The organism is Rhodococcus sp. 14-2470-1a, assembly GCF_002259425.1.
Classification (GTDB): Bacteria; Actinomycetota; Actinomycetes; order Mycobacteriales; family Mycobacteriaceae; genus Rhodococcoides; species Rhodococcoides fascians_E.
The window spans coordinates 1-20,042 of the sequence record NZ_NPFZ01000036.1 but is presented as its reverse complement, the minus strand read 5'-3'; the positions used below and the strand labels follow the sequence as shown (position 1 = coordinate 20,042).

Genomic DNA, 20,042 nt, shown 5'->3' with positions numbered 1-20,042 from the left:
CACCGAACTGCCCCGGATCCGTTCCGAGCGTCCCGCGTTCGAACTGCACTACCCGCACATGGTCGAACGCCTCCGCGCCGAAGCCCACGTCGGACCAGGCAGCCATGGCGGACACACCACCGAAGTCCTCGAACAGGCACGTCGCGCACCTATCGCGACGAGCGACCACGAAGGATCCGGCGACCACGACCCCAAGTAAACATCCAGTCAGTCGGCAAGAGCCCCTCCCGGAACTCGGGCGGGGCTCTTCGCTTGCGACAATCTGATCAGTGAAGCAGCAAGAATGGCGACGCACCACCGAGGTCAGCGTCGTCGCGAAGGGAGAATCGGTGCCTGACAGAGGTTTCGCTACCGAGGACATCGCTGTACTCGTCACCGTCACCGGGCCCGACAAACCTGGCGTCACCTCGGTTCTGTTCGCGGCGCTCTCGCGTCACGAGGTGAGCCTCCTCGATGTGGAGCAGGTGGTCATCCGCGGCCGTCTGACTCTCGGCGTCCTGCTGTCGTGCCCCCGCGATCCCGAGGCACTGCAGGACGAGCTGGAGGAGGCCATGTCCACCGTCGGCGTCCACGTCGACGTCGAGATCGGTGCCGACCCGGTGGGCAGTCGGAGTCTCGCGACTCACGTCGTCGTCGTCCTCGGCCGTCCGGTCACCGCTCGGGCCTTCAGCAGCATCTCGCGCGAGCTCGCGAGACAGGGTGCCAACATCGACTCCATTCGTGGAGTCGCCGACTATCCGGTCACGGGTCTCGAACTCGACGTCACGGCCACCAACACGTCGCCCGACGCCGACCGTCAACTCAGAAAAGGTCTGTCCGAGGTCGCGGCGGGCGTCGGCGTCGACGTGGCCGTCGAACGAGCAGGCATCGCGCGCCGCTCCAAGCGACTCATCGTCTTCGACGTCGACTCGACGCTGGTTCAGGGCGAAGTGATCGAGATGCTGGCCGCCAAAGCCGGACGTGAGGCCGAGGTTCGAGCGGTCACCGAATCCGCCATGCGCGGCGAGATCGATTTCACCGAGTCGCTGCACCAACGCGTGCAAGCATTGGCCGGACTCGACGCGTCCGTCATCGAAGACGTCGCCGACGAACTCGAGCTGACGGCGGGTGCCCGCACGACCATTCGTACGCTGCGTCGTCTCGGGTACGCCTGCGGCGTCGTCTCCGGTGGTTTCCGTCAGGTCATCGAGGGACTCGCTCACGAGCTGGAATTGGATTTCGTCAAGGCGAACACACTCGAGATCGTCGACGGCAAACTGACCGGGCGTGTGGTCGGCGAGATCGTCGACCGAGCTGCCAAAGCGACAGCGTTGCGCGAGTTCGCGGCCCAGGCCGGTGTTCCGATGGAACAGACGGTGGCCGTCGGAGACGGAGCGAACGACATCGACATGCTGACCGCCGCGGGTCTCGGAGTGGCGTTCAACGCGAAGCCTGCGTTGCGCGAGATCGCGGACACCGCGATCTCGCACCCGTACCTCGACGCGGTCCTGTTCATGTTGGGCGTGACACGTAGTGAGATCGAAGCTGCGGACGCCGTCGACGGCGGCGTCAGGCGAGTCCCGATCCTGTGAGCGACATCCCGGAAACCCCGGTGCCCGGCGCCGGGCCGATGGAGGCGACCGCCGAGAGTTCGCTCAGCACGTTCGCCGAGCGGCATGCGGTGCTGGCCCGGGGCTACGGCGGTCGTGCCGATCCGGAGGATCCCGCGGACGTGCTGGCAATGGCCGTCGTTCTGCACATCCCCAAGGCGGATCCGCCGCCGCGCAGCAGTCTGCTGGAAGCCGCCGCGGCCGCGGCCGTCGCGGTGTGTCTGGACGAACGTGTCGGATCCGGCGGCGAGTGGGAGGACCGCTTCCTCGCGTGGACCGGGTCGAGAATCCGCAAGGTCGCCAGGCGCGCGCGGGGTGCGCACTGGACCGCTGCGCAGGACGTTCCCGGACTGACCGTCGACGTCGGCGGCGCGCACGCCCGCGCTTTCGTTCCCGGCAGGGTGGGTGATCTGGATCCTCGCGTGAAGCGTCTGCAGATCGGCGGCACCGATGTCGCGCACGATGATGCGGGTGCACCGACACCGGGAGTACCGGTGCTGTGGATAGATCCGGCCCTCGAGATGACGGTGGGGAAAGCCGCCGCCCAGGTCGGACACGCGTCGATGTTGCTCGCGGGCGCGATGACTCCGGAGCAGTGCCAGGACTGGGCGCACACCGGGTTCGCCTGTTCCGTGCGTGACGCCGACGAGCAGCAGTGGCGCCGAGCGCGTGCGCTGGTCGAGGCAGGTCAGGCCGTGGCCGTGCGGGATGCGGGGTTCACCGAGGTGGCGCCCGGCTCGATGACGGTAGTCGCGGCAATCCGACCGTAGTCTCCACGGACCCGACGATGACGCCGCCGTACAGCGTCCACGTCCGGTCGGAGGGGTCCACTGCCTGAAAACTGGATGTTTCGGCAAGCGCCAGATCGGAACGACACTGGGTGAATGAGAAGGACGAAGCTCGACACACCGGTGCCGCCGCGCGCACGCAGAGAACTGACGATCCGACTGGTTGCCCTCTACGTCGGACTGTGGCTCTACGGAGCGTCCATGGCGTTGATGGTGACGGCCGGTCTCGGCCTCGATCCGTGGGATGTGTTCCATCAAGGAGTCAGCCGGCACGTGCCGTTGAGCTTCGGCGCGATCACCGCACTGACCGGCGCCGTCGTTCTGCTCCTGTGGATTCCGTTGCGCCAGAAGCCCGGACTGGGGACCGTCAGCAACGTCGTGGTCATTGCGATCGCGGTGGACGCCACGCTGCACTGGCTCCCGGAGGTAGGGAACATGGCCGTCCGCATCGCGCTGTTGGTGACCGGAATCGTCGTGAACGCCTTCGCGACTGCGCTGTACATCGGTGCGGGCATGGGGCCGGGTCCGCGCGACGGGTTGATGACAGGACTCGTCGCGCGAACCGGACTGTCCGTGCGACTGATTCGCACGTGCATCGAGTTGGCGGTGGTGGCAACGGGGTGGCTCCTGGGCGGCACTGTCGGGGTCGGGACCCTGCTGTACGCGTTCGGAATCGGACCCCTCGTTCAACTGTTCATGACTTACCTGCCGTCGCTGCGGAACACGAGCACACCCGGTCCGGTCAGCGAGATCGCCGATCCGGCTTCGACGGACGCCGCGTCGGTCGGAATACCGCGTGGTTCGGCCGAATCGAACACCGGCGCGAATCGTCGGGCAGCCCACGACGGGCAGGCCAGTGAGATCTCCGTCGGACCACCGGAGTGCACGATCAGCAGTGAGCTGTCGTCGTCGACGCGCACGCCGTCCGGTTCGTAGGACCGGACGTCGCCGCCGTCGACCCACGCCTGGATGGTGCGGACGGAGTCGTCGTTCCACTGTTCGGTCGTCAACTCGCTGCCGTGTCCGTCGAACCAGACCAGGTCCGGTCGGCCCGACGGGGTGTCCCGTCCGAAGAAGAATTCCTGCTGCCGGAGCGACGGTGCGCTTCGTCTGATGCGAAGCACGCGTGAGACGAACGCGACGAGATCGGAATCGACGTTCGACCAGTCGATCGCCCACGCGTCCTCGGCTGGTGCGTCCTCGGCGATGCAGTACGCGTTGTTGTTGCCGAACTGCGTGTGTCCCAGTTCGTCTCCGGCGAGCAGCATCGGCGTTCCGGTGGACAGTGCAAGGGTGGCGAGCAGTGCGCGTACGTGGCGGGCTCGTGCACCGGTGACGGCCGGGTCGTCCGTCGGTCCTTCGACGCCGTGGTCGACCGAGATGTTGTTGTCGGTCCCGTCGCGGTTCTCCTCGCCGTTGGCCTCGTTGTGCTTGCGCGAGTACGACACGAGGTCCCGGGCGGTGAAGCCGTCGTGGGCTGTGACGAAATTGATCGATGCCCAGGGCTTTCGGCTGCCACCGCCGTAGATGTCCTCGGATCCGGCGAGCCGTGACGCGAGCTCGCGCACACCGATCTGTTCCGCCCAGAATCGGCGGATCGTGTCGCGATAGCGGTCGTTCCACTCGGACCACATCGGGCCGAATCCACCCACTTGATAGCCGGCTCCCGTTGCATCCCACGGCTCGGCGATGAGCTTGACTCGTGAGAGAACCGGATCGGTCGTGATGGCTGTGAGGAGGGGTGCGCGGGAATCGAATCGCCACCCTCCCGGCCGGCCCAGCGTGCTGGCGAGATCGAATCGGAAGCCGTCGACTCCCATGACCTCGGTCCAGTACCGCAGGCTGTCGCAGACCATGCGCACCACGGCGGGCGACGCGGAGTCGAGTGTGTTGCCGCACCCGGTGATGTCGACGTCGTAACCGCGACCGTCCAGCAGGTAGTAACCCGGCGCGTCGAGTCCGCGCCAGCTGATCGACGGCCCGGACACCGACGACTCGCACGTGTGGTTGTAGACGACGTCGAGCACGACTTCGATTCCGGCGCTGTGCAGTACGTCGACCATCGTCTTGAACTCGGTCACCTCGGCGCCGGGTTCGGACGCGAAACGTGGATCGGGCGCGAAGAACGCACCCGTCGAATATCCCCAGTGATTACGCATTCCCCGTGCCCGCACGTCGGGTTCGGTCGACATCGCCTGCACCGGAAGAAGTTCCACCGTCGTCACGCCGAGTGTGGTCAGGTGTCGGAGTACCGCGGGTGCCGTGAGGCCCAGGTACGTCCCTCGGTGCTGCGCGGGTACGTCCGGATGCCTGGCGGTGTAGGCGCCGACGTGGAGCTCGTACAGCACGGTTCGATCCCAGGGAACGGACGGCCGGACGACCTCGCGCAGGACGGCCGGGTCGGTGACGACCGACAACGGCATGTGCCCGAGCGAATCGACCGTGCTCGGTTGCCCGAACGGCTCGTCGTCGTAGGGGAGAAGGGCATGCGCGTCGCCCAGCTGCCCGGCGATCTGCCGGCCCGCGGGGTCGAGAAGAATCTTCCGGCCGTTGAAGCGTCGCCCGCCCGCCGGGTCCCACGGACCGTGCGCTCGGAACCCGTATCTGGTGCCGGGGGTCACGCCGGGGACGAAACCGTGCCGAATCCCGAAGGTCTTCTCCCGAAGTTCGACGCGCCGTTCGGAGCCGTCGGGATCGACAAGGCATACCTCGACGCCGTCGGCCTCGGGCGAGTGGACCGCGAATTGCGTACCACTTGCCGACGCAGTAGCTCCCAACGGAAACGGAGAGCCCGGAGGAGAGGACTCCGCGCGGGAGGCGGGACGATCGTCGGTGTGATCAATGAAGGGCGACACGCTTCGAGATCCTGCCGTGTGTGGGGGATGGATGTGCGACAAGATAGATCTCGTGTCTGAACCGGATCCCGATTTGCTCATCGATTTCAACGACGTACTCATCAGGCGAGGTGGGGTGACGCTGGTCGGCCCGGTCACCTGGCAGGTGGAACTCGACGAACGATGGGTGGTGCTCGGACCCAACGGGGCGGGCAAGACCTCCCTGATGCGGATCGCAGCCGCGGAGGTGCATCCGACGTCGGGCATCGCACACGTCCTCGGTGAAGTGATGGGGAAGGCCAACGTCGCTGATCTCAAGACGCGTATCGGACTGTCGTCGTCGGCTCTCGCTCATCGCATCCCTGCCGACGAGACGGTGAGCGATCTGGTCGTGTCCGCCGGATACAGCGTGCTGGGACGGTGGCGTGAACGGTACGACGACATGGACACCGAGCGCGCGGTGGACATGCTGGAGAGTCTCGGAGCCGAACATCTGTCGCAGCGGACGTACGGAACGTTGTCCGAAGGCGAACGCAAGCGCGTGTTGATCGCCCGTGCGTTGATGACCGACCCCGAACTCCTTCTGCTCGACGAGCCCGCCGCGGGTCTCGACCTGGGCGGCCGCGAGGAACTCGTCGCGCGACTGGCGGATCTCGCGGCCGATCCCGACGCACCGGCCACCGTCCTGATCACCCACCACGTCGAGGAGATTCCCCCGGGCTTCAGTCACGCACTGCTGCTGAAGGAAGGTGGTGTGGTGGCGCAGGGGCTCGTCGACGACGTGATCACCGCCGAGAACCTGACGGAGGCATTCAGCCAGTCGATCACTCTCGATCGGGTCGACGGGCGTTTCTTCGCTCGGCGGACACGGGCTGCCGGGCAGCACCGCCGGTGACACGTCCGACAATCGGACGTTGTAGTTTCCGAGGATGACTCCGACCGAAGTTGTGCCCGCCCGGGACGCGTCGACCGTGATCCTCGTCCGCGATGCCACGGCCGGAATCGAGGTGTTCCTCCTCGAGCGCGTGTCCGGCATGGCGTTCGCCGGCGGCATGACCGTGTTTCCCGGCGGCGGCGTCGACGCGTCCGACGGTGACGCCGACCTGGCCTGGGCAGGGCCCGATGCCTCGTGGTGGGCAAGCAGGCTGGGCGTCGACGAACGCAGAGCTGCGTCACTCGTCTGCGCGGCGGCCCGCGAGACGTTCGAGGAATGCGGAGTGCTGCTCGCCGGTCCGACACCCGACTCGGTTGTGCGTGACACCTCCGTCTACGCCGACGACCGGGCGGCACTCGAACGGCACGAACTCACCTTCGCAGCCTTCCTCGAGCGCCACGGTCTGGTCCTGCGGACCGACCTGCTGCGACCGTGGTCCAACTGGATCACGCCGAACGGCGAGGCGCGCCGCTACGACACCCACTTCTTCGTCGCGGTCACGCCCGAAGGGCAGATCGCCGACGGTGACACGCGCGAGGCCGCGTCGGTCGGGTGGCGGTCACTCGAATCGGCCCTGGACGACTGGCGCGGCGGACGGACGATTCTGCTTCCCCCCACGTGGAGTCAACTGGCCGGGTTGTCGGCCTTCGACTCGGTGTCCGACGTCCTTGCCGCGGAACCGGTCATCACTCCCATCCAGCCGAACCTCTACCACGTCGACGGGGAACTGCGGGTCGAGTTTCCCGACCACGAGGCCTACTACGCGGGCAGTGCACACCCGTGGTCGGGGAGATGACACCGGGCACCCGGTAGCGTGTGCGGTCATGGCTGAGTTCGTGAATCTCGAGGTATCCGACGGTATCGGCACCATCCGCTTGGACCGACCACCGATGAACGCGTTGAACCGTCAGGTGCAAGAGGAGATCAGGGCCGCCGCGCGTGCCGCGACGATCGATTCATCGGTCAAGGCTGTCATCGTCTACGGCGGCGAGAAGGTCTTCGCCGCCGGTGCGGACATCAAGGAAATGGTGGAGTTGTCGCCTGCGCAGATGACCGACATCATCGGGGATCTGCAGTCCGCACTCGGGTCGGTGTCCGAGATCCCCAAACCCGTCGTCGCGGCGATCACGGGTTACGCACTCGGAGGTGGCCTCGAGGTCGCGTTGAGCGCCGACCTGCGAATTGCGGGCGACAATGCGAAACTCGGTGTGCCGGAAGTGCTTCTCGGCGTCATCCCCGGCGGCGGCGGTACCCAGCGGTTGGCACGGCTCGTGGGTCCGAGCAAGGCCAAGGATCTGGTCTTCACCGGTCGATTCGTCGGAGCCGAGGAAGCGCTCCGCATCGGACTGGTCGACGAGGTCGTCGCCCCGGACGAGGTGTACAACGCCGCGAGAAAATGGGCGTCGCAGTTCACCAAGGGTGCTTCGCGGGCGCTTGCTGCGGCCAAGGCGTCGATCGATCAGGGCCTCGACACGGATCTGCACACGGGCCTGAAGATCGAAGCTCAGCAGTTCGCCGCTCTGTTCGCGACGAAGGATCGGACCATCGGCATGGAGTCGTTCATCGCCAACGGACCGGGCAAGGCCGACTTCACCGGCGAGTGACCGCCTGACCACGAAACTGGAACTTGTTCATTTCCTACCGGATAGTAGGCTGCCCTCATGACTGCAAGCCCTCACGACGGTTCGTCCGACACCAAGGCGGCCGGCGCTGATTCCAGCCTCCACGTCGTACCGGACCCCGCGCCCAACCCGCACGCCACGGCGGAGCAGGTGGAGGCCGCGCGGAGCGACACCAAGCTCGCCCAGGTCCTCTACCACGACTGGGAGGCCGAGACGTACGACGACAAGTGGTCCATCTCGTACGACGAGCGCTGCATCGACTACGCCCGCGGACGGTTCGATCAAGCGGTCGGCTCCGCTCCCGACGCGCAGGACGCGCTGCCGTACGGTCGCGCACTCGAACTGGGGTGTGGGACCGGGTTCTTCCTGCTGAACCTCATGCAGGCGGGTATCGCGAAGAAGGGTTCGGTCACGGACCTGTCGCCGGGCATGGTCAAGGTGGCACTGCGCAACGCCGAGCATCTGAACCTCGACGTCGACGGCCGTGTCGCGGACGCGGAGACCATCCCGTACGAGGACAACACGTTCGATCTCGTCGTCGGACACGCCGTGCTGCACCATATTCCGGACGTGGAGCAGTCGCTCCGCGAGGTACTCCGCGTGCTCAAGCCCGGGGGCCGCTTCGTGTTCGCCGGCGAGCCGACGACGGTCGGAAACTTCTACGCTCGGTGGTTGGGCCGCGCTACGTGGGAAACCACCACGCGAATCACGAAACTGCCGTTCCTGGAGAGCTGGCGCAAGCCGCAGGAGGAACTCGACGAGTCCTCGCGGGCCGCGGCTCTCGAAGCCGTCGTCGACCTGCACACGTTCGATCCGAGCGATCTCGAGAACATCGCGGCGAGCGCGGGTGCCGTCGACGTCGAGGCGCGAACGGAAGAGTTCGCCGCAGCGCTGCTCGGCTGGCCGGTCCGAACGTTCGAAGCAGCAGTTCCCGCCGAGAAGCTGGGATGGAACTGGGCCAAGTTCGCGTTCGGCGGCTGGAAGACGCTCAGCTGGGTCGACGAGAACGTGCTCAAGCACGTCGTGCCGCGTGGATTCTTCTACAACGTGATGATCACCGGTGTGAAGCCGTCCTGACCGTTCGCACTCGCTGAACGTATCGGCACTGTCATGAGCTACACCTTCACCGACGCCGACATCGACTACCTCACCGGTGATGTCGGCGTCGGTGCGCTCGACTGGATGTCCGGCCGGGCGCTGACCAGGCAATCCATGCTCGCGGACGTCACCGCGGCACGCAGCAGGTTCGGCGAGAACGCCGCCGTGCTCGTCGAGACCACCACCGTGCGGCGCAAGGCGTCGGGCAAGCTCGACGGTGCCGAGTCATGGCTGCTGACCGACGACGCCGTGCAGCAGGCGACGCCGACGATCGTGGCGCGGCGCCGTGCCGAGCGGCTCGCGGGCCGCGACGTGCACGACGTCACCTGCTCGATCGGCACCGAACTGGACTCGTTGGTCCGTACCGCACGGACCGTGCTGGGAAGCGACCTCGACCCGGTGCGGTTGCGCATGGCACGCCACAACGTTCCGGCGGCGTCGGTCGTTCGCGCCGACGCACTCGTCCCCGTGTCCCGCGGCACCGTCGTGCTCGCCGACCCCGGGCGACGTTCCGGAGGCAGACGCACCCATGACCCTGCGGCTCTGCAGCCGCCGCTACCAGACCTGATCGAGACGTACTCCGGCCGCGATCTCGTCGTCAAGTGCGCTCCCGGTTTGGATTTCGACTCACTCGGGTGGGCCGGCGAAGTCGAACTGGTGTCGCTCGACGGCGGGGTCAAGGAAGCGTGCCTGTGGTCCGACGGCCTGTCCACGACGTCGATCACACGGCGCGCGTCGGTACTGAGTTCCGACGGATCCGCCTACGAGATCACCGATTCCGAGCCCGACGACATCGACTCCGCCGAACCCGGGGAGTGGTTGATCGACCCCGACGGAGCCATCGTCCGCGCAGGCCTCGTTCGTCACTACGGGGCTCGGCACGGGTTGTGGCAACTCGATCCCCGCATCGCATACCTGACCGGTAACGCGGTGCCCGAGGGCGTGAACGGATTCCGCATCCTCGACCGAATCAAGTACTCGGAGAAATCGTTGCGGCAGGCCCTTGCCGCGCACGGATGCGGATCGGTGGAGATCCTGGTGCGTGGCGTGGACGTCGACCCCGCAGTGCTACGGCCCCGACTGAAGCTGAAGGGGGACACAGCACTGTCGGTGATCATCACGCGGATCGGCCGGTCCGGTGTTGCGTTCGTCTGCCAGGCTCGTCGCCCGGGCAGGACCGATCAGGACGTGTAGGTGAAGATCTCGCCGAGATAGGTCGACGTGACCACCTGGCCGTCCGGCCCGATCGACGTACCGACCGTGGAGCCGGAGGCGCCGTCGAGCACCTGCTCGGACACCGTCTCCCCGCTCGCCGAGTCCAGCGCAACGAGGACTACGTCGTCACCGCGGCCGACGACCGTGACGATGCGGCCGTCGGCGGTGCTTACCGGAGTACCCAACTGCTGCAGATCATCTCGCGACCACGAGACACTCGCGCTGGTGCCGTCGTCGCGGATGGAGCGCACCGACCCCTCGCCGCCCGACGGGACGATCGAACCGTCACCCGCGACCGATGGCGTGTTGCTCGCACCGAATCCGGCTCCGAACGACCACCGCTGCGCACCGTTCGAGGCGTCGAACGCGGACACCCGGCCGTCGACGTCGGCGAGATAGATCGTCGAGCCGTCCTCCGACAGAACAGGACTCGACGACACTCCGGCCGGGAGCAGTTCCGACGACCAACGCTCCGTGATCGACGGTGTCGCCTCCGCGTCGTAGTGCAGCGAGATCAACTGCGGTGCAACGGCACCCGAACGCCACAGAACGAGATAGATGTTCGACGAATCCAGGTCCACGGCAGGCGTGGCCGCCACCGCGCACTCGGCGGAACCCGACGCGCACGCATCGAGACCGGTTGCAGGCGGAAGAAAATCGGCGCCGGGCTCGGCCAGGAAATCGGGAGGGTCGATCAGATCGTGGATCGGCACGACGGACTTGCCGGTCTGGGTGTCCAGGACATTGATCTGACCGAACTGCGTCACAGCCAGAACGCTGCCGTCACCGAGGAACTGCGCAGAACGTGGAACGCCGTTGGTGGGAGTGCGCCAACGCAATTGACCGTGCTCGTTGAACGACGAGAACCCACCGTCGTCGCCGACGTACACATTGGCCACGGAATCGACCAGAGGTGTCTCGGTGCCCACGGACGGCCCCACACGGTTGCACCAACGCTTACGGCCCGACTCGATCTCGAAGGAGAAGAGATTGCACCCGGCCTCACCGAACGTCGAGACGAACATCTGACCGCTCGCCGCGATCGACACCGGAGACGACGTCGTCGCCCCCAGCGGCCGCGACCACGCGAACCGAACGTCCGACAGTCCGACATGCTCGGTGGAGCTGCTGTTCCGGGAGTCACCGTGCACGACAGGCCACCCGTCGGGCGCGAAGGCGTCGATTGCCTCGCCGCCCCCGCCGCACGCCGCGGCGGTCAGGGCTGCAACGGTCGCCAGCGACACCACGCGAGCCACACCAGCTCTACCGCCAAGCACCTTGTTACTTCTCCTCGACCGTGTCCGACGCACATGATTCAAGGACAGAGACTATCCCGGCCACCGTCGCGATGGCCAAAGCGGTCCACACCGATCGTCCCGCAGGCTCCACTCGTGCCCTATCGGGTCGTTCCGCAAGCTCCACTCCTGCCCTCCCGGGTCATTCCGCAGGCTCCACTCCTGCCCTCCCGGGTCATTCCGCAGGCTCCACTCCTGCCCTCCCGGGTCATTCCGCAGGCTCCACTCCTGCCGTCCCCGGGTCGTTCCGAGTCACCCTGCAGTGCCGCTAGGGTGGACGGCTATGACGAGCATGTGGAACGCGCCGCTGCGTTCACGCTGGCGGGGATCCCGACGACGCGACGAGGATCAGGCCAGGTTCCTCACCCGCGACTCGCTCCGCTGGGTGCTGAAGAACAAGGCCTACACACCGTGGTACCTCGTTCGGTACTACCGGCTCGCTCGGTTCAAGGCTGCCAATCCTCATGTCGTGCTTCGGGGAATGGTGTTCCTCGGCAAGAACGTCGAGATCCATTCGACTCCCGAGTTGTCCCGACTGGAGATCGGGCGATGGGTACACATCGGCGACGGCAATGCCATTCGCTGCCATGAAGGATCGCTGCGGATCGGCGACAAAGTGGTCTTCGGCAAGGACAACGTCGTCAACACCTACCTCGACATCGAGATCGGTGCGTCGACGCTCGTCGCGGACTGGTGCTACATCTGCGATTTCGACCATCGGATGGACGACGTCACCACACCGATCAAAGACCAGGGGATCGTCAAGGGACCGGTCCGGATCGGTCCCGACACCTGGATCGCCGCCAAGGTGACGGTTCTACGCGAGACCAGCGTCGGCCGCGGATGTGTGCTCGGTGCACACGCCGTCGTCAAAGGTGTCGTACCGGATTACAGCATCGCCGTCGGCGCACCGGCCAAGGTGGTCCGCAACCGCAAGGCCGACTGGGAAGCCGGTGCTGCCGAGCGCGCGAAGTACATCGCTGCGCTCGAGGACATCGAACGCAAGAAAGCACTCAGGGCGGCGGAAGCTGCGCGCGGCGACTCAACTGCGCTCGGGTAGAGCGCGTTCGACGATGGTGGGCCGCGCGAGCGGATACCGCACCTTCCGTTTCGCGGCCAGATAGACCTGGGCGGTGGCTTCCGCTACGTGCTTCCAGTCGAAGTCGACGGTCAACCGCTCGCGGGCAGCGTGCGCACGCTCCTGGGCTGCATCGACGTTGTCGAGAACGCGCCGAACCCCAGCGGCGAGGCCTGCGACGTCGGACGGCTCGAACGACAGACCGGTCACGCCGTCGACGATCGCTTCACCCAGCCCACCGGCAGTCGACGCCACCAGCGGGGTTCCCGCTGCGGCGGCTTCGAGAGCGATGATGCCGAAGGGCTCGTAGCGGCTGGGTAGGACGATCGCGTCGGCTCCGTGGAGCCAGGACAGCAGTTCCGTGTGGTCGAGCGATCCGAGGAACGAGACTGCGCGGGTCACCCGATGCGTCCGGGCGAGCTCCGCCAGCCACGCGAACTGCGTTCCCTCGCCTGCGATGTGCAGCGTGGTGCCGGGATGGCTCCGACGGATGCGCGGCATGGCGGCGATGACGTCCTGTATGCCCTTCTCGTATTCGAGACGGCCGACGTACAGCAGTGTGGCGGGTTCCTGGCGAGGCTGGCGAGGACGGAAGTTCCACGTGCGGATGTCGATGCCGTTCCTGATGACCGACACCGCCGAGTCGCGAATCCCGAACAGTCGAGTGACCTCGTCCTTCATCGACGCCGAACAGGTGATGACCGCGTCGGAATCGTTGGCCAGCCACCATTCGATGGAATGCACCTGACGATTGATCGTGCCGGAGATCCAGCCACTGTGCCTGCCCGCCTCGGTGGCGTGGATCGTCGAGACGAGGGGGACGTCGAAGTGTTCGGCGAGCGCGATGGAAGGGTGCGCCACCAGCCAGTCGTGCGCGTGGACCACGTCGGGTTGCCAGCCGTCGCCAAGGCCCGGTTTGCCGAGTGCGATTCCGGCGCGAACCATCGCGTGTCCCATGGCAAGGGTCCACGCCAGCATGTCCTCGCCGAAGACGAAGTGTGCGGGATCCTCGGCCACCGCGACCACCAGGACGCCGTCGTCGATGCGATGGTGCGTGGGATGGGTCGACGCATCGGTGCCCGTCGGGCGGCGCGCCAGAACGACGACTTCGTGCCCAGCGGAGACGAGTTCGGTAGCCAGATGATGGACGTGTCGGCCCAGCCCTCCGACGACGACCGGCGGGTACTCCCACGAGACCATCAGAATCTTCACTTCAGTGCTCCCCTCCGAGCTCCCGATCCGTGCTGCAGGTTCTTCGGGTCGTACTTTCCTGCCACTCGACGAGCGTCGAGCGCCGGGAACAGCCCATCTGCCTGGTTCCACCCGCGTGCGAGCCGCTCCGCGTCGTCGTGACGACCACCGCGGACCGCGTCCGCGATCTCCCGGAGAGCGTGGGCGTGAACATGCGCGCGCTGACGCGCATATCCGGCCGCCGTGTCCTTGCTGACCATGAACGCCCAGTCACTGGCAACCGTGTTGAGTGTCTCACGCAGAATCTGGTCGTTCACCCTGTTACGCAATTCGGGCATGCCCGATCGCTGCCCGTCCATCGTGCGCTGACCGTCGAGTGCGCTCAGTGCTGCCTCGACCACCTCGGCGTTCAGTGCAACCAGATCGCGTACGGCGTCTCCGTTCCACACGCGCCAGTCCTTGCCCGACCCCCACGAGGACTCGGTCAACTGGACCGGTGCGCCGACGAATCCCTTGGTGCGAGCGTCGTCCAGGGTTCCGACGTCGATCCCGGCTTCCGGCAGGGCTCGCAGGACGCGTTCGAGCCACACCGGGCCCTCGAACCACCAGTGGCCGAACAGTTCCGTGTCGAACGCCGCCACGACGAGTGCGGGTTGTGCGATGCGATCGGACTCGGAGCGGAGTCTGCGCCTGACCGTGTCGACGAAATCCGCGACGTGGATGTCGATCGCGGCGGACGCGGCGGCTGGATCGTAGGGCTCTTTGTCGGCCGAGTCGACGGTTCGCCCGGTGACACGGGCGTGCTTGAGCCCGGTCGCATGGTCGTAGGTGTGGAAGTCGCGGTACGAGGCGTGCCCGGGGTAACCGGATTTCGGCGACCACACGCGATAGCTGACCTCGAGATCGCGCCCGAACGCGACGACGTCGGATTCTCGCACCGGTCGCCCGAGCGTCGTGTCGCCTCGCAGGGATGGGCCGTCGACCATGAAATGGGTGACCCCTGCGTCTGCGTATCCGACTTCCATCCCCGGTGCGTACGCACACTCTGGTGCCCAGATGCCGGTGGGCCGTGTGCCCCACCGCCTCGCCGCGTCGGAAAGCCCCTCGGACAGCGAGAATTCGCGCAGTCTCGGATCGAGCAGCGGTTGGAAGGGGTGGGCGAGGGGACCGCCGAGCAGTTCGACCGTTCCTGCGTCGACGAGTGTGCGAACGACCGGTGATCCGCCGTGCCGCCATTTCGTTTCGAATGTGTCGAGTGCCCGTGCAGCGCTTCTGTGTTCGCGGATCGACATCGCGCGATCGGTTGCCTCGTGTGCGCGCAGCTGCCAGTTTCCGAGCCAATGATGCATCCCCGCAAGGCAATGCGGGTCGTCGAGTTGAGCGGCGAGCACCGGGGTGATTCCGAGCGAGAGCAGGTTGGTACGTCCCTCGTCGGCGAGCGTCGAGAGCATGTCCGTCAGCGGCAGATAGGAGTCCGCCCACGATTGGTACAACCACTCCTCGCCGACCGGCCATCGGCCGTGATTGGCGAGCCAGGGCAGGTGCGAGTGCAGAACCAGAGCGAACATGCCCGGTTCGGTCACCTTCGGTGAAGGTGTGCTCACCCGCTCACCGCAGCTCCGCCGTGAGGCTTGATCGCGACGGCGACCAGGTCGAGGCTCCCGTCCATGTCCGTCGGGTGGATGTCGAAATCTGCCGTGGTGATCGATGCGACATCGGCCGAGAGGGCTGCCGGCCAGGGCTCCCCGGCGAGTGCGCGCTCGATCTGAGCGTCGATGAACGACCCTCCGTGTTTGGAGTCGAGATCGCGCAGCGTGGACCCGTGATGAACACCGGTCATCACGTCGACGGTGAAACCGGCCTGTTCCAGCAGCTCCGACAACTCGTCGGCGTTCAGCTCGCGCGTGTGGAACGGATTCAACGGAGTGTCTCGCCCCGGGGAGAACGTGATGCGATTCGGTGTACTGACGAGCAACTCTCCACCCGGGCGGAGGACCCGGAAGCACTCGTCGAGGAACTGCCCCTGATCCCACAGATGCTCGATCACCTGGAAGTTGACGACCACGTCCACCGAGTCGTCGCGAAGGGGCAGCTGCGCCAGATTGCCGCGGAGCATGCGGACTCCGCGATACCGATCGTGCACGTGAGCGGCGGCGCCTGCGTCGTAGTCCACGCCGGTGACCGACTCGGCAACGGCGTCGATCATGTTGGCGCCGTACCCTTCTCCCGATCCCGCCTCGAGGACGACGCGGTGCCGGCACCGCCCCAGCAGGTGCTCGTACACGACCTCGTGTCGGCGGAACCAGTAGTTCTCCTCCGCGATGCCAGGAACCGTGCGCTCGCCGGTGAGGGGGAGCGGTGCGTCCGCGTTGGCTGTCGATGATTCGCTCACCGACGAGAGGGTAGTGCCTAGGTACGGAGAAGAACCATCGGCAGTGGCGTCCGATCAGGAGGGGGCGGATGTATTGTCGGATCGGAAATGCGGTAAGTTACCCACCAGTAACTAAACATGGGGTAATCTACGGCAGGGCCTAGAACAGCAAGAACCCATAAGGCACGACCCGATTCACCCTACGAATCAGCGGAACATGACCAGGAGGTCGACGCAGACCCATGACGAACATCGTTGTTTTGATCAAGCAGGTTCCCGACACGTGGTCCGAGCGCAAACTCACCGACGGTGACTACACGCTCGACCGCGAGGCAGCCGACGCCGTTCTCGACGAGATCAACGAGCGCGCCGTCGAAGAAGCCCTGCTCATCAAGGAATCACAGGGCGGCGAGGTGAAGGTGCTGTCCGCAGGCCCCGACCGCGCCACCGATGCCATCCGCAAGGCTCTGTCCATGGGTGCCGACAGCGCCGTGCACCTCAACGACCCGTCGCTCCACGGGTCCGACGCCATCCAGACTGCGTACGCGCTTGCAGCTGCGCTCGGAAACGTCGCGTTCGAGAACGACGAGCCCGCCGATCTGATCATCGCGGGTAACGAGGCCACCGACGGCCGTACGGGCGCTGTACCGGCGATCATCGCCGAGTACCTCCAGATTCCCGCTCTCACCCAGCTCCGCAAGCTGACCGTCGCCGACGGCACCGTGTCGGGCGAGCGCGAGACGGACGAGGGCATCTTCGGCCTCGAGGCAGCACTGCCGGCCATCGTCAGCGTCACCGAGAAGATCAACGAGCCGCGCTTCCCGTCCTTCAAGGGCATCATGGCCGCGAAGAAGAAGACGGTGCAGACCATCACGCTCGCCGAGATCGGCGTCGAAGACGGCATCGTCGGCGTGGAGAACGCAGGAACGACCGTCACGTCGTCCACCCCCAAGCCTCCCAAGACTGCAGGCGAGCGGGTCACCGACGAGGGCGACGGCGGCGACAAGATCGCCACCTACCTCGTAGGCCAGAAGATCATCTGATCCCGCCGACGTAACGCCGCGCAGACCACTTAAGGAGAGCAAGTCATGGCAGAAGTACTCGTGCTCGTGGAGCACGTCGAGGGAACCCTCAAGAAGGTCAGCACCGAGCTGATCACCGCGGCCCGTGCACTCGGCGAGCCGTCGGCAGTCGTCACCGGTCCCGCCGGTACCACCGACAAGCTGGCCGACGCATTGACCGAGGCAGGCGCGGAGAAGATCTACGCCGCAGAGTCCGACGACATCGACGGCTTCATCATCACCCCCAAGGTCGACGTACTCTCGGCACTCGCCGAGTCCGTCTCGCCCGCCGCGATCATCACCGCAGCCAGCATCGAAGGCAAGGAAGTCGCGGGACGCCTCGCGGCGCGCCTGGGCTCCGGTCTGCACAACGACGTCATCGCCGTGAACGGCGACGGCAGTGCCACCTACTCGATCTTCGGTGGCGCGTTCACCGTCGAGGCGAAGGCCAACGGAGACGTCCCCGTCATCTCGTTGCGTCCGGGTGCCGTGGAAGCCGAGCCGAAGGCAGGCGCGGGTAGCCGCGAAACAGTCGAGGTACCGGCACAGGAAGACGGCGTCGTCAAGGTCACCTCGCGTGACCCGATCGTCGGTGGCGACCGCCCGGAACTCACCGAAGCGACCGTCGTCGTGTCCGGTGGCCGTGGCGTCGGCAGTGCGGACAAGTTCAACGTCGTCGAGGACCTGGCCGATTCGCTCGGCGCAGCGGTCGGTGCGTCGCGTGCAGCGGTGGATTCCGGTTACTACCCGGGCCAGTTCCAGGTGGGTCAGACCGGTAAGACGGTCTCCCCGCAGCTCTACATCGCACTCGGCATCTCCGGCGCCATCCAGCACCGCGCCGGAATGCAGACCTCGAAGACCATCGTCGCAGTCAACAAGGACGAAGAAGCACCCATCTTCGAGATCGCCGACTACGGCATCGTGGGCGACCTGTTCAACGTCGCACCTCAGCTCACCGAAGCGGTGAAGAAGCACAAGGGCTGATATCGCCCGGACAGACGACACGCCCCCGCCTCCCCGTTTCGGGGGGGGGGTGGGGGCGTTTCTGTCGTTCACGCAACGTGTTCGGACACGTTACCCACCTGATGCGCTGACGTGGCCGCGGCTCGTTAGACAACTTGCATGACCACTTCAGTCATGAACTCGCGTGCATCGTCCGTGCCCGAGACGGCCACGAAGGGCCGAGCTGCCGACCGCTATTCGCTCGTCCTGTCCACCGACCGAGATCATCGCGACGCCGCTCAGAAACTCCGCTACGACGTGTTCGCGTCCGAACCCGGATACGACATCCCCCGAGATCCCAGCGGCCGCGACGCCGACCGCTTCGACGAATTCTGCGACCATCTTCTCGTCCGCGACAACACAACCGACGACTTCGTCGGTTGCTACCGCATGCTCACTCCCGACGCCGCCATCGCAGCCGGGGGTTACTACACCGCAACGGAATTCGATCTCACAGCCCTGAATCCGTCCGCATCCTCGGTAGTCGAGATGGGACGCGCCGTCGTGCGGCCCGAGCATCGATCCGGCTCCGTCCTCGGACTCATGTGGGCTGGAATCCTGCACTACCTCGAAGTGACCGGCCTCGAATGGGTCATGGGATGCGTATCGGTACCCATGCAGGCGTCCGCCGACGACGTTCCGGGGGCGAACGTCCGAGGCGTCCGCGACTTCCTGCTGGACAAGCATGGATCGGCACCCGACCGCCGCGTGATCCCACGTAACCCCGTCGTGGTCGACGGCCGCGGTCTCGACGAGATCGTGGCCCCTGCTCGCACATCGATCCCTCCGCTGCTTCGCGGATACCTGCGACTGAACGCGGTGGTGTGCGGAGAACCGTCGCACGACCCCGACTTCGGTGTCGCGGATTTCGTCGCACTGCTCGGGCTGAGCGATGCCAACACTCGGTACCTGGACCGGTTGAGAAGCGCGGCCAACACCTACGAGACGAGGGGACAGGGATGACCGCATCGAACATCGTCGACTCGTCCGGCCGCGCAGCCGAATCGGCCGTGACGGAACAGGTGGTGGATCATGCGTGGATGCCGTCCAGCCCGTGCGGAGACGGCTGCATCGCGCGCGGGAGCGCAACCGTGGGTTCGGTGGTGGTCGCACTGCGCATTCTGGTCGCGCTGTTCGCGGTCGCGCTACTTCCGGTACTGATCGCCGTCGGTGTGGTCTCACCCCGACTGCGCAGGCGCGTCACTCGATTCGGTGCGCGGATGTTGCTGTTCGCCGTCGGTATCGGGCTCTGCGTCCACGACCCGCGGTCGGATCGGGAACGCTCCCGTACCGAACACGGCGCGCTCGTCGTGGCCGGACACATTTCCTGGACGGACGTACTGGTCCTGACGGCACTGCGACCGGCGACGTTCGTCGCCCGCGGCGACCTGATCGAGTGGCCGGTACTGGGCCTGTTGGCCAGGGCAATGAAGGTGCTTCCCATTCACCGGCAGAAACTACGTGCGCTCCCGGGGACCGTCGACCAGGTTGCGGACAGACTGCGCGGCGGTGGAACGGTTGTGGTGTTCCCGGAAGCGACGACCTGGTGCGGACAGGCGTACGGCTCGTTCCGGCCTGCGATGTTCCAGGCCGCGATCGACACCGAGACCTGGGTGCAGCCGGTCCGGCTCGCGTACGTAGACGGAAATTCTGCTCGTACGACGGCGACGTGCTTCGTCGGCGACGAGACCATCGGTCAGTCGATCGGCCGAATCCTGCGGCTGAAAGGAATCGTCGCGCGCGTGGAACTGACCGCTCCCGAGGCGCCGGGCTCCGACCGTCGGGATCTCGCGAGGCGTTGCGAGGCGGCGGCGCGATCCGGTGATCGGCTCGACCCGACCGTGCACGATGTCGTCACCCTCGACGTCGTCCGAGCCCCGCAGCGACCGGTGCACCGCTGAGCAGGAACCTCGGCTGGACGGGTGTCGTGGCTGGGCAGGTGGGACGGGGGCAGGTGTGACGGG

At 66.3% G+C, this 20,042-nt stretch carries 17 protein-coding genes and 1 pseudogene; 13 read left to right on the top strand and 5 right to left on the bottom strand.

Going from position 1 to position 20,042, the window contains the following annotated elements; genetic code table 11:
- The 3 genes and pseudogenes from CH292_RS25155 to CH292_RS25145 all read left to right on the top strand — a co-directional run.
- Positions 1 to 199 (top strand): annotated as a pseudogene (locus CH292_RS25155) (cytochrome ubiquinol oxidase subunit I); the annotation flags it as partial.
- 130 nt (positions 200 to 329) lie between these two features.
- Positions 330 to 1,571: a phosphoserine phosphatase SerB gene (serB, locus tag CH292_RS25150; RefSeq protein ID WP_051127719.1), complete on the top strand. Its 1,242-nt coding sequence runs from the start codon at positions 330 to 332 to the stop codon at positions 1,569 to 1,571.
- Positions 1,568 to 2,359 (top strand): aminoacyl-tRNA hydrolase, encoded by a 792-nt coding sequence (locus CH292_RS25145; RefSeq protein ID WP_020110360.1) that lies wholly within the window; start codon positions 1,568 to 1,570, stop codon positions 2,357 to 2,359. Before serB ends, CH292_RS25145 begins: the two co-directional genes overlap by 4 nt.
- A gap of 719 nt (positions 2,360 to 3,078) precedes the next feature.
- Here the strand turns inward: CH292_RS25145 and glgX are convergent.
- On the bottom strand, positions 3,079 to 5,232 hold the full coding sequence (gene glgX / locus CH292_RS25135) for a glycogen debranching protein GlgX (RefSeq protein WP_094655966.1): 2,154 nt from the start codon (positions 5,230 to 5,232) through the stop codon (positions 3,079 to 3,081).
- Positions 5,233 to 5,263: 31 nt separating this feature from the next.
- Between glgX and CH292_RS25130 the strand changes: the two genes are divergently transcribed.
- Genes CH292_RS25130 through CH292_RS25110 form a run of 5 tightly spaced genes read left to right on the top strand, consistent with a single transcriptional unit; the run spans position 5,264 to position 10,059 of the window.
- Entirely contained in the window at positions 5,264 to 6,106 is an 843-nt protein-coding gene (locus CH292_RS25130; protein ID WP_094627055.1) for an ABC transporter ATP-binding protein, read from the top strand.
- Positions 6,107 to 6,140: 34 nt separating this feature from the next.
- Positions 6,141 to 6,941 (top strand): hypothetical protein, encoded by an 801-nt coding sequence (locus CH292_RS25125; protein ID WP_019664345.1) that lies wholly within the window; start codon positions 6,141 to 6,143, stop codon positions 6,939 to 6,941.
- A gap of 28 nt (positions 6,942 to 6,969) precedes the next feature.
- Positions 6,970 to 7,749, top strand: a complete 780-nt coding sequence (locus CH292_RS25120; protein ID WP_094655965.1) for an enoyl-CoA hydratase/isomerase family protein — start codon at positions 6,970 to 6,972, stop codon at positions 7,747 to 7,749.
- Between the two features lie 57 nt (positions 7,750 to 7,806).
- Positions 7,807 to 8,844: a class I SAM-dependent methyltransferase gene (locus CH292_RS25115; RefSeq protein WP_019664343.1), complete on the top strand. Its 1,038-nt coding sequence runs from the start codon at positions 7,807 to 7,809 to the stop codon at positions 8,842 to 8,844.
- Positions 8,845 to 8,877: 33 nt separating this feature from the next.
- The gene (locus CH292_RS25110) at positions 8,878 to 10,059 is read left to right on the top strand and encodes an SAM-dependent methyltransferase (protein WP_094655964.1); all 1,182 of its coding nucleotides are present in this window, start codon (positions 8,878 to 8,880) and stop codon (positions 10,057 to 10,059) included.
- Here CH292_RS25110 and CH292_RS25105 read toward each other — a convergent pair.
- Positions 10,047 to 11,357, bottom strand: coding sequence for a PQQ-binding-like beta-propeller repeat protein (locus CH292_RS25105; RefSeq protein WP_256978564.1), 1,311 nt, complete (start codon positions 11,355 to 11,357; stop codon positions 10,047 to 10,049). The genes CH292_RS25110 and CH292_RS25105 overlap by 13 nt on opposite strands.
- 301 nt (positions 11,358 to 11,658) lie before the next feature.
- Between CH292_RS25105 and CH292_RS25095 the strand changes: the two genes are divergently transcribed.
- The gene (locus CH292_RS25095; RefSeq protein WP_019664340.1) at positions 11,659 to 12,435 is read left to right on the top strand and encodes an acyltransferase; all 777 of its coding nucleotides are present in this window, start codon (positions 11,659 to 11,661) and stop codon (positions 12,433 to 12,435) included.
- On the opposite strand, the gene CH292_RS25090 is transcribed toward CH292_RS25095, so the two are convergent.
- From CH292_RS25090 to CH292_RS25080, 3 genes are read right to left on the bottom strand one after another with little or no spacing between them, the layout of a single operon-like run.
- On the bottom strand, positions 12,418 to 13,665 hold the full coding sequence (locus CH292_RS25090; RefSeq protein WP_019664339.1) for a glycosyltransferase family 4 protein: 1,248 nt from the start codon (positions 13,663 to 13,665) through the stop codon (positions 12,418 to 12,420). The two genes, CH292_RS25095 and CH292_RS25090, sit on opposite strands and share 18 nt — an antisense overlap.
- Positions 13,662 to 15,212 carry a glycoside hydrolase family 57 protein gene (locus CH292_RS25085; RefSeq protein WP_179278078.1) on the bottom strand — a complete coding sequence of 517 codons (1,551 nt, stop codon included), beginning with the start codon at positions 15,210 to 15,212 and terminating at the stop codon, positions 13,662 to 13,664. Before CH292_RS25085 ends, CH292_RS25090 begins: the two co-directional genes overlap by 4 nt.
- A 32-nt stretch (positions 15,213 to 15,244) precedes the next feature.
- Entirely contained in the window at positions 15,245 to 16,036 is a 792-nt protein-coding gene (locus CH292_RS25080) for a methyltransferase domain-containing protein (protein ID WP_019664337.1), read from the bottom strand.
- A 221-nt stretch (positions 16,037 to 16,257) separates the two neighbouring features.
- Here CH292_RS25080 and CH292_RS25075 point away from each other — a divergent pair, with 221 nt between their 5' ends.
- From CH292_RS25075 to CH292_RS25060, 4 genes are all read left to right on the top strand, one after another.
- On the top strand, positions 16,258 to 17,058 hold the full coding sequence (locus CH292_RS25075; RefSeq protein WP_019664336.1) for an electron transfer flavoprotein subunit beta/FixA family protein: 801 nt from the start codon (positions 16,258 to 16,260) through the stop codon (positions 17,056 to 17,058).
- A gap of 45 nt (positions 17,059 to 17,103) precedes the next feature.
- Positions 17,104 to 18,060, top strand: coding sequence for an electron transfer flavoprotein subunit alpha/FixB family protein (locus CH292_RS25070; RefSeq protein ID WP_019664335.1), 957 nt, complete (start codon positions 17,104 to 17,106; stop codon positions 18,058 to 18,060).
- A gap of 138 nt (positions 18,061 to 18,198) precedes the next feature.
- Positions 18,199 to 19,041 carry a GNAT family N-acetyltransferase gene (locus CH292_RS25065; RefSeq protein WP_037142636.1) on the top strand — a complete coding sequence of 281 codons (843 nt, stop codon included), beginning with the start codon at positions 18,199 to 18,201 and terminating at the stop codon, positions 19,039 to 19,041.
- Positions 19,038 to 19,979: a 1-acyl-sn-glycerol-3-phosphate acyltransferase gene (locus CH292_RS25060; RefSeq protein WP_033189947.1), complete on the top strand. Its 942-nt coding sequence runs from the start codon at positions 19,038 to 19,040 to the stop codon at positions 19,977 to 19,979. The genes CH292_RS25065 and CH292_RS25060 overlap by 4 nt, the downstream gene beginning before the upstream one ends.
- Positions 19,980 to 20,042 lie beyond the last annotated feature (63 nt).

Excerpts from the sequence above, each read along its gene's own strand:
- CH292_RS25125 (WP_019664345.1), top strand. The coding sequence starts at position 6,141 with ATGACTCCGACCGAAGTTGTGCCCGCCCGGGACGCGTCGACCGTGATC.
- CH292_RS25075 (WP_019664336.1), top strand. The coding sequence starts at position 16,258 with ATGACGAACATCGTTGTTTTGATCAAGCAGGTTCCCGACACGTGGTCC.
- CH292_RS25085 (WP_179278078.1), bottom strand. The coding sequence starts at position 15,212 with ATGTTCGCTCTGGTTCTGCACTCGCACCTGCCCTGGCTCGCCAATCAC.
- CH292_RS25065 (WP_037142636.1), top strand. The coding sequence starts at position 18,199 with ATGACCACTTCAGTCATGAACTCGCGTGCATCGTCCGTGCCCGAGACG.
- CH292_RS25130 (WP_094627055.1), top strand. The coding sequence starts at position 5,264 with ATGTGCGACAAGATAGATCTCGTGTCTGAACCGGATCCCGATTTGCTC.
- CH292_RS25060 (WP_033189947.1), top strand. The coding sequence starts at position 19,038 with ATGACCGCATCGAACATCGTCGACTCGTCCGGCCGCGCAGCCGAATCG.
- CH292_RS25120 (WP_094655965.1), top strand. The coding sequence starts at position 6,970 with ATGGCTGAGTTCGTGAATCTCGAGGTATCCGACGGTATCGGCACCATC.
- CH292_RS25070 (WP_019664335.1), top strand. The coding sequence starts at position 17,104 with ATGGCAGAAGTACTCGTGCTCGTGGAGCACGTCGAGGGAACCCTCAAG.
- CH292_RS25095 (WP_019664340.1), top strand. The coding sequence starts at position 11,659 with ATGACGAGCATGTGGAACGCGCCGCTGCGTTCACGCTGGCGGGGATCC.
- CH292_RS25115 (WP_019664343.1), top strand. The coding sequence starts at position 7,807 with ATGACTGCAAGCCCTCACGACGGTTCGTCCGACACCAAGGCGGCCGGC.
- CH292_RS25110 (WP_094655964.1), top strand. The coding sequence starts at position 8,878 with ATGAGCTACACCTTCACCGACGCCGACATCGACTACCTCACCGGTGAT.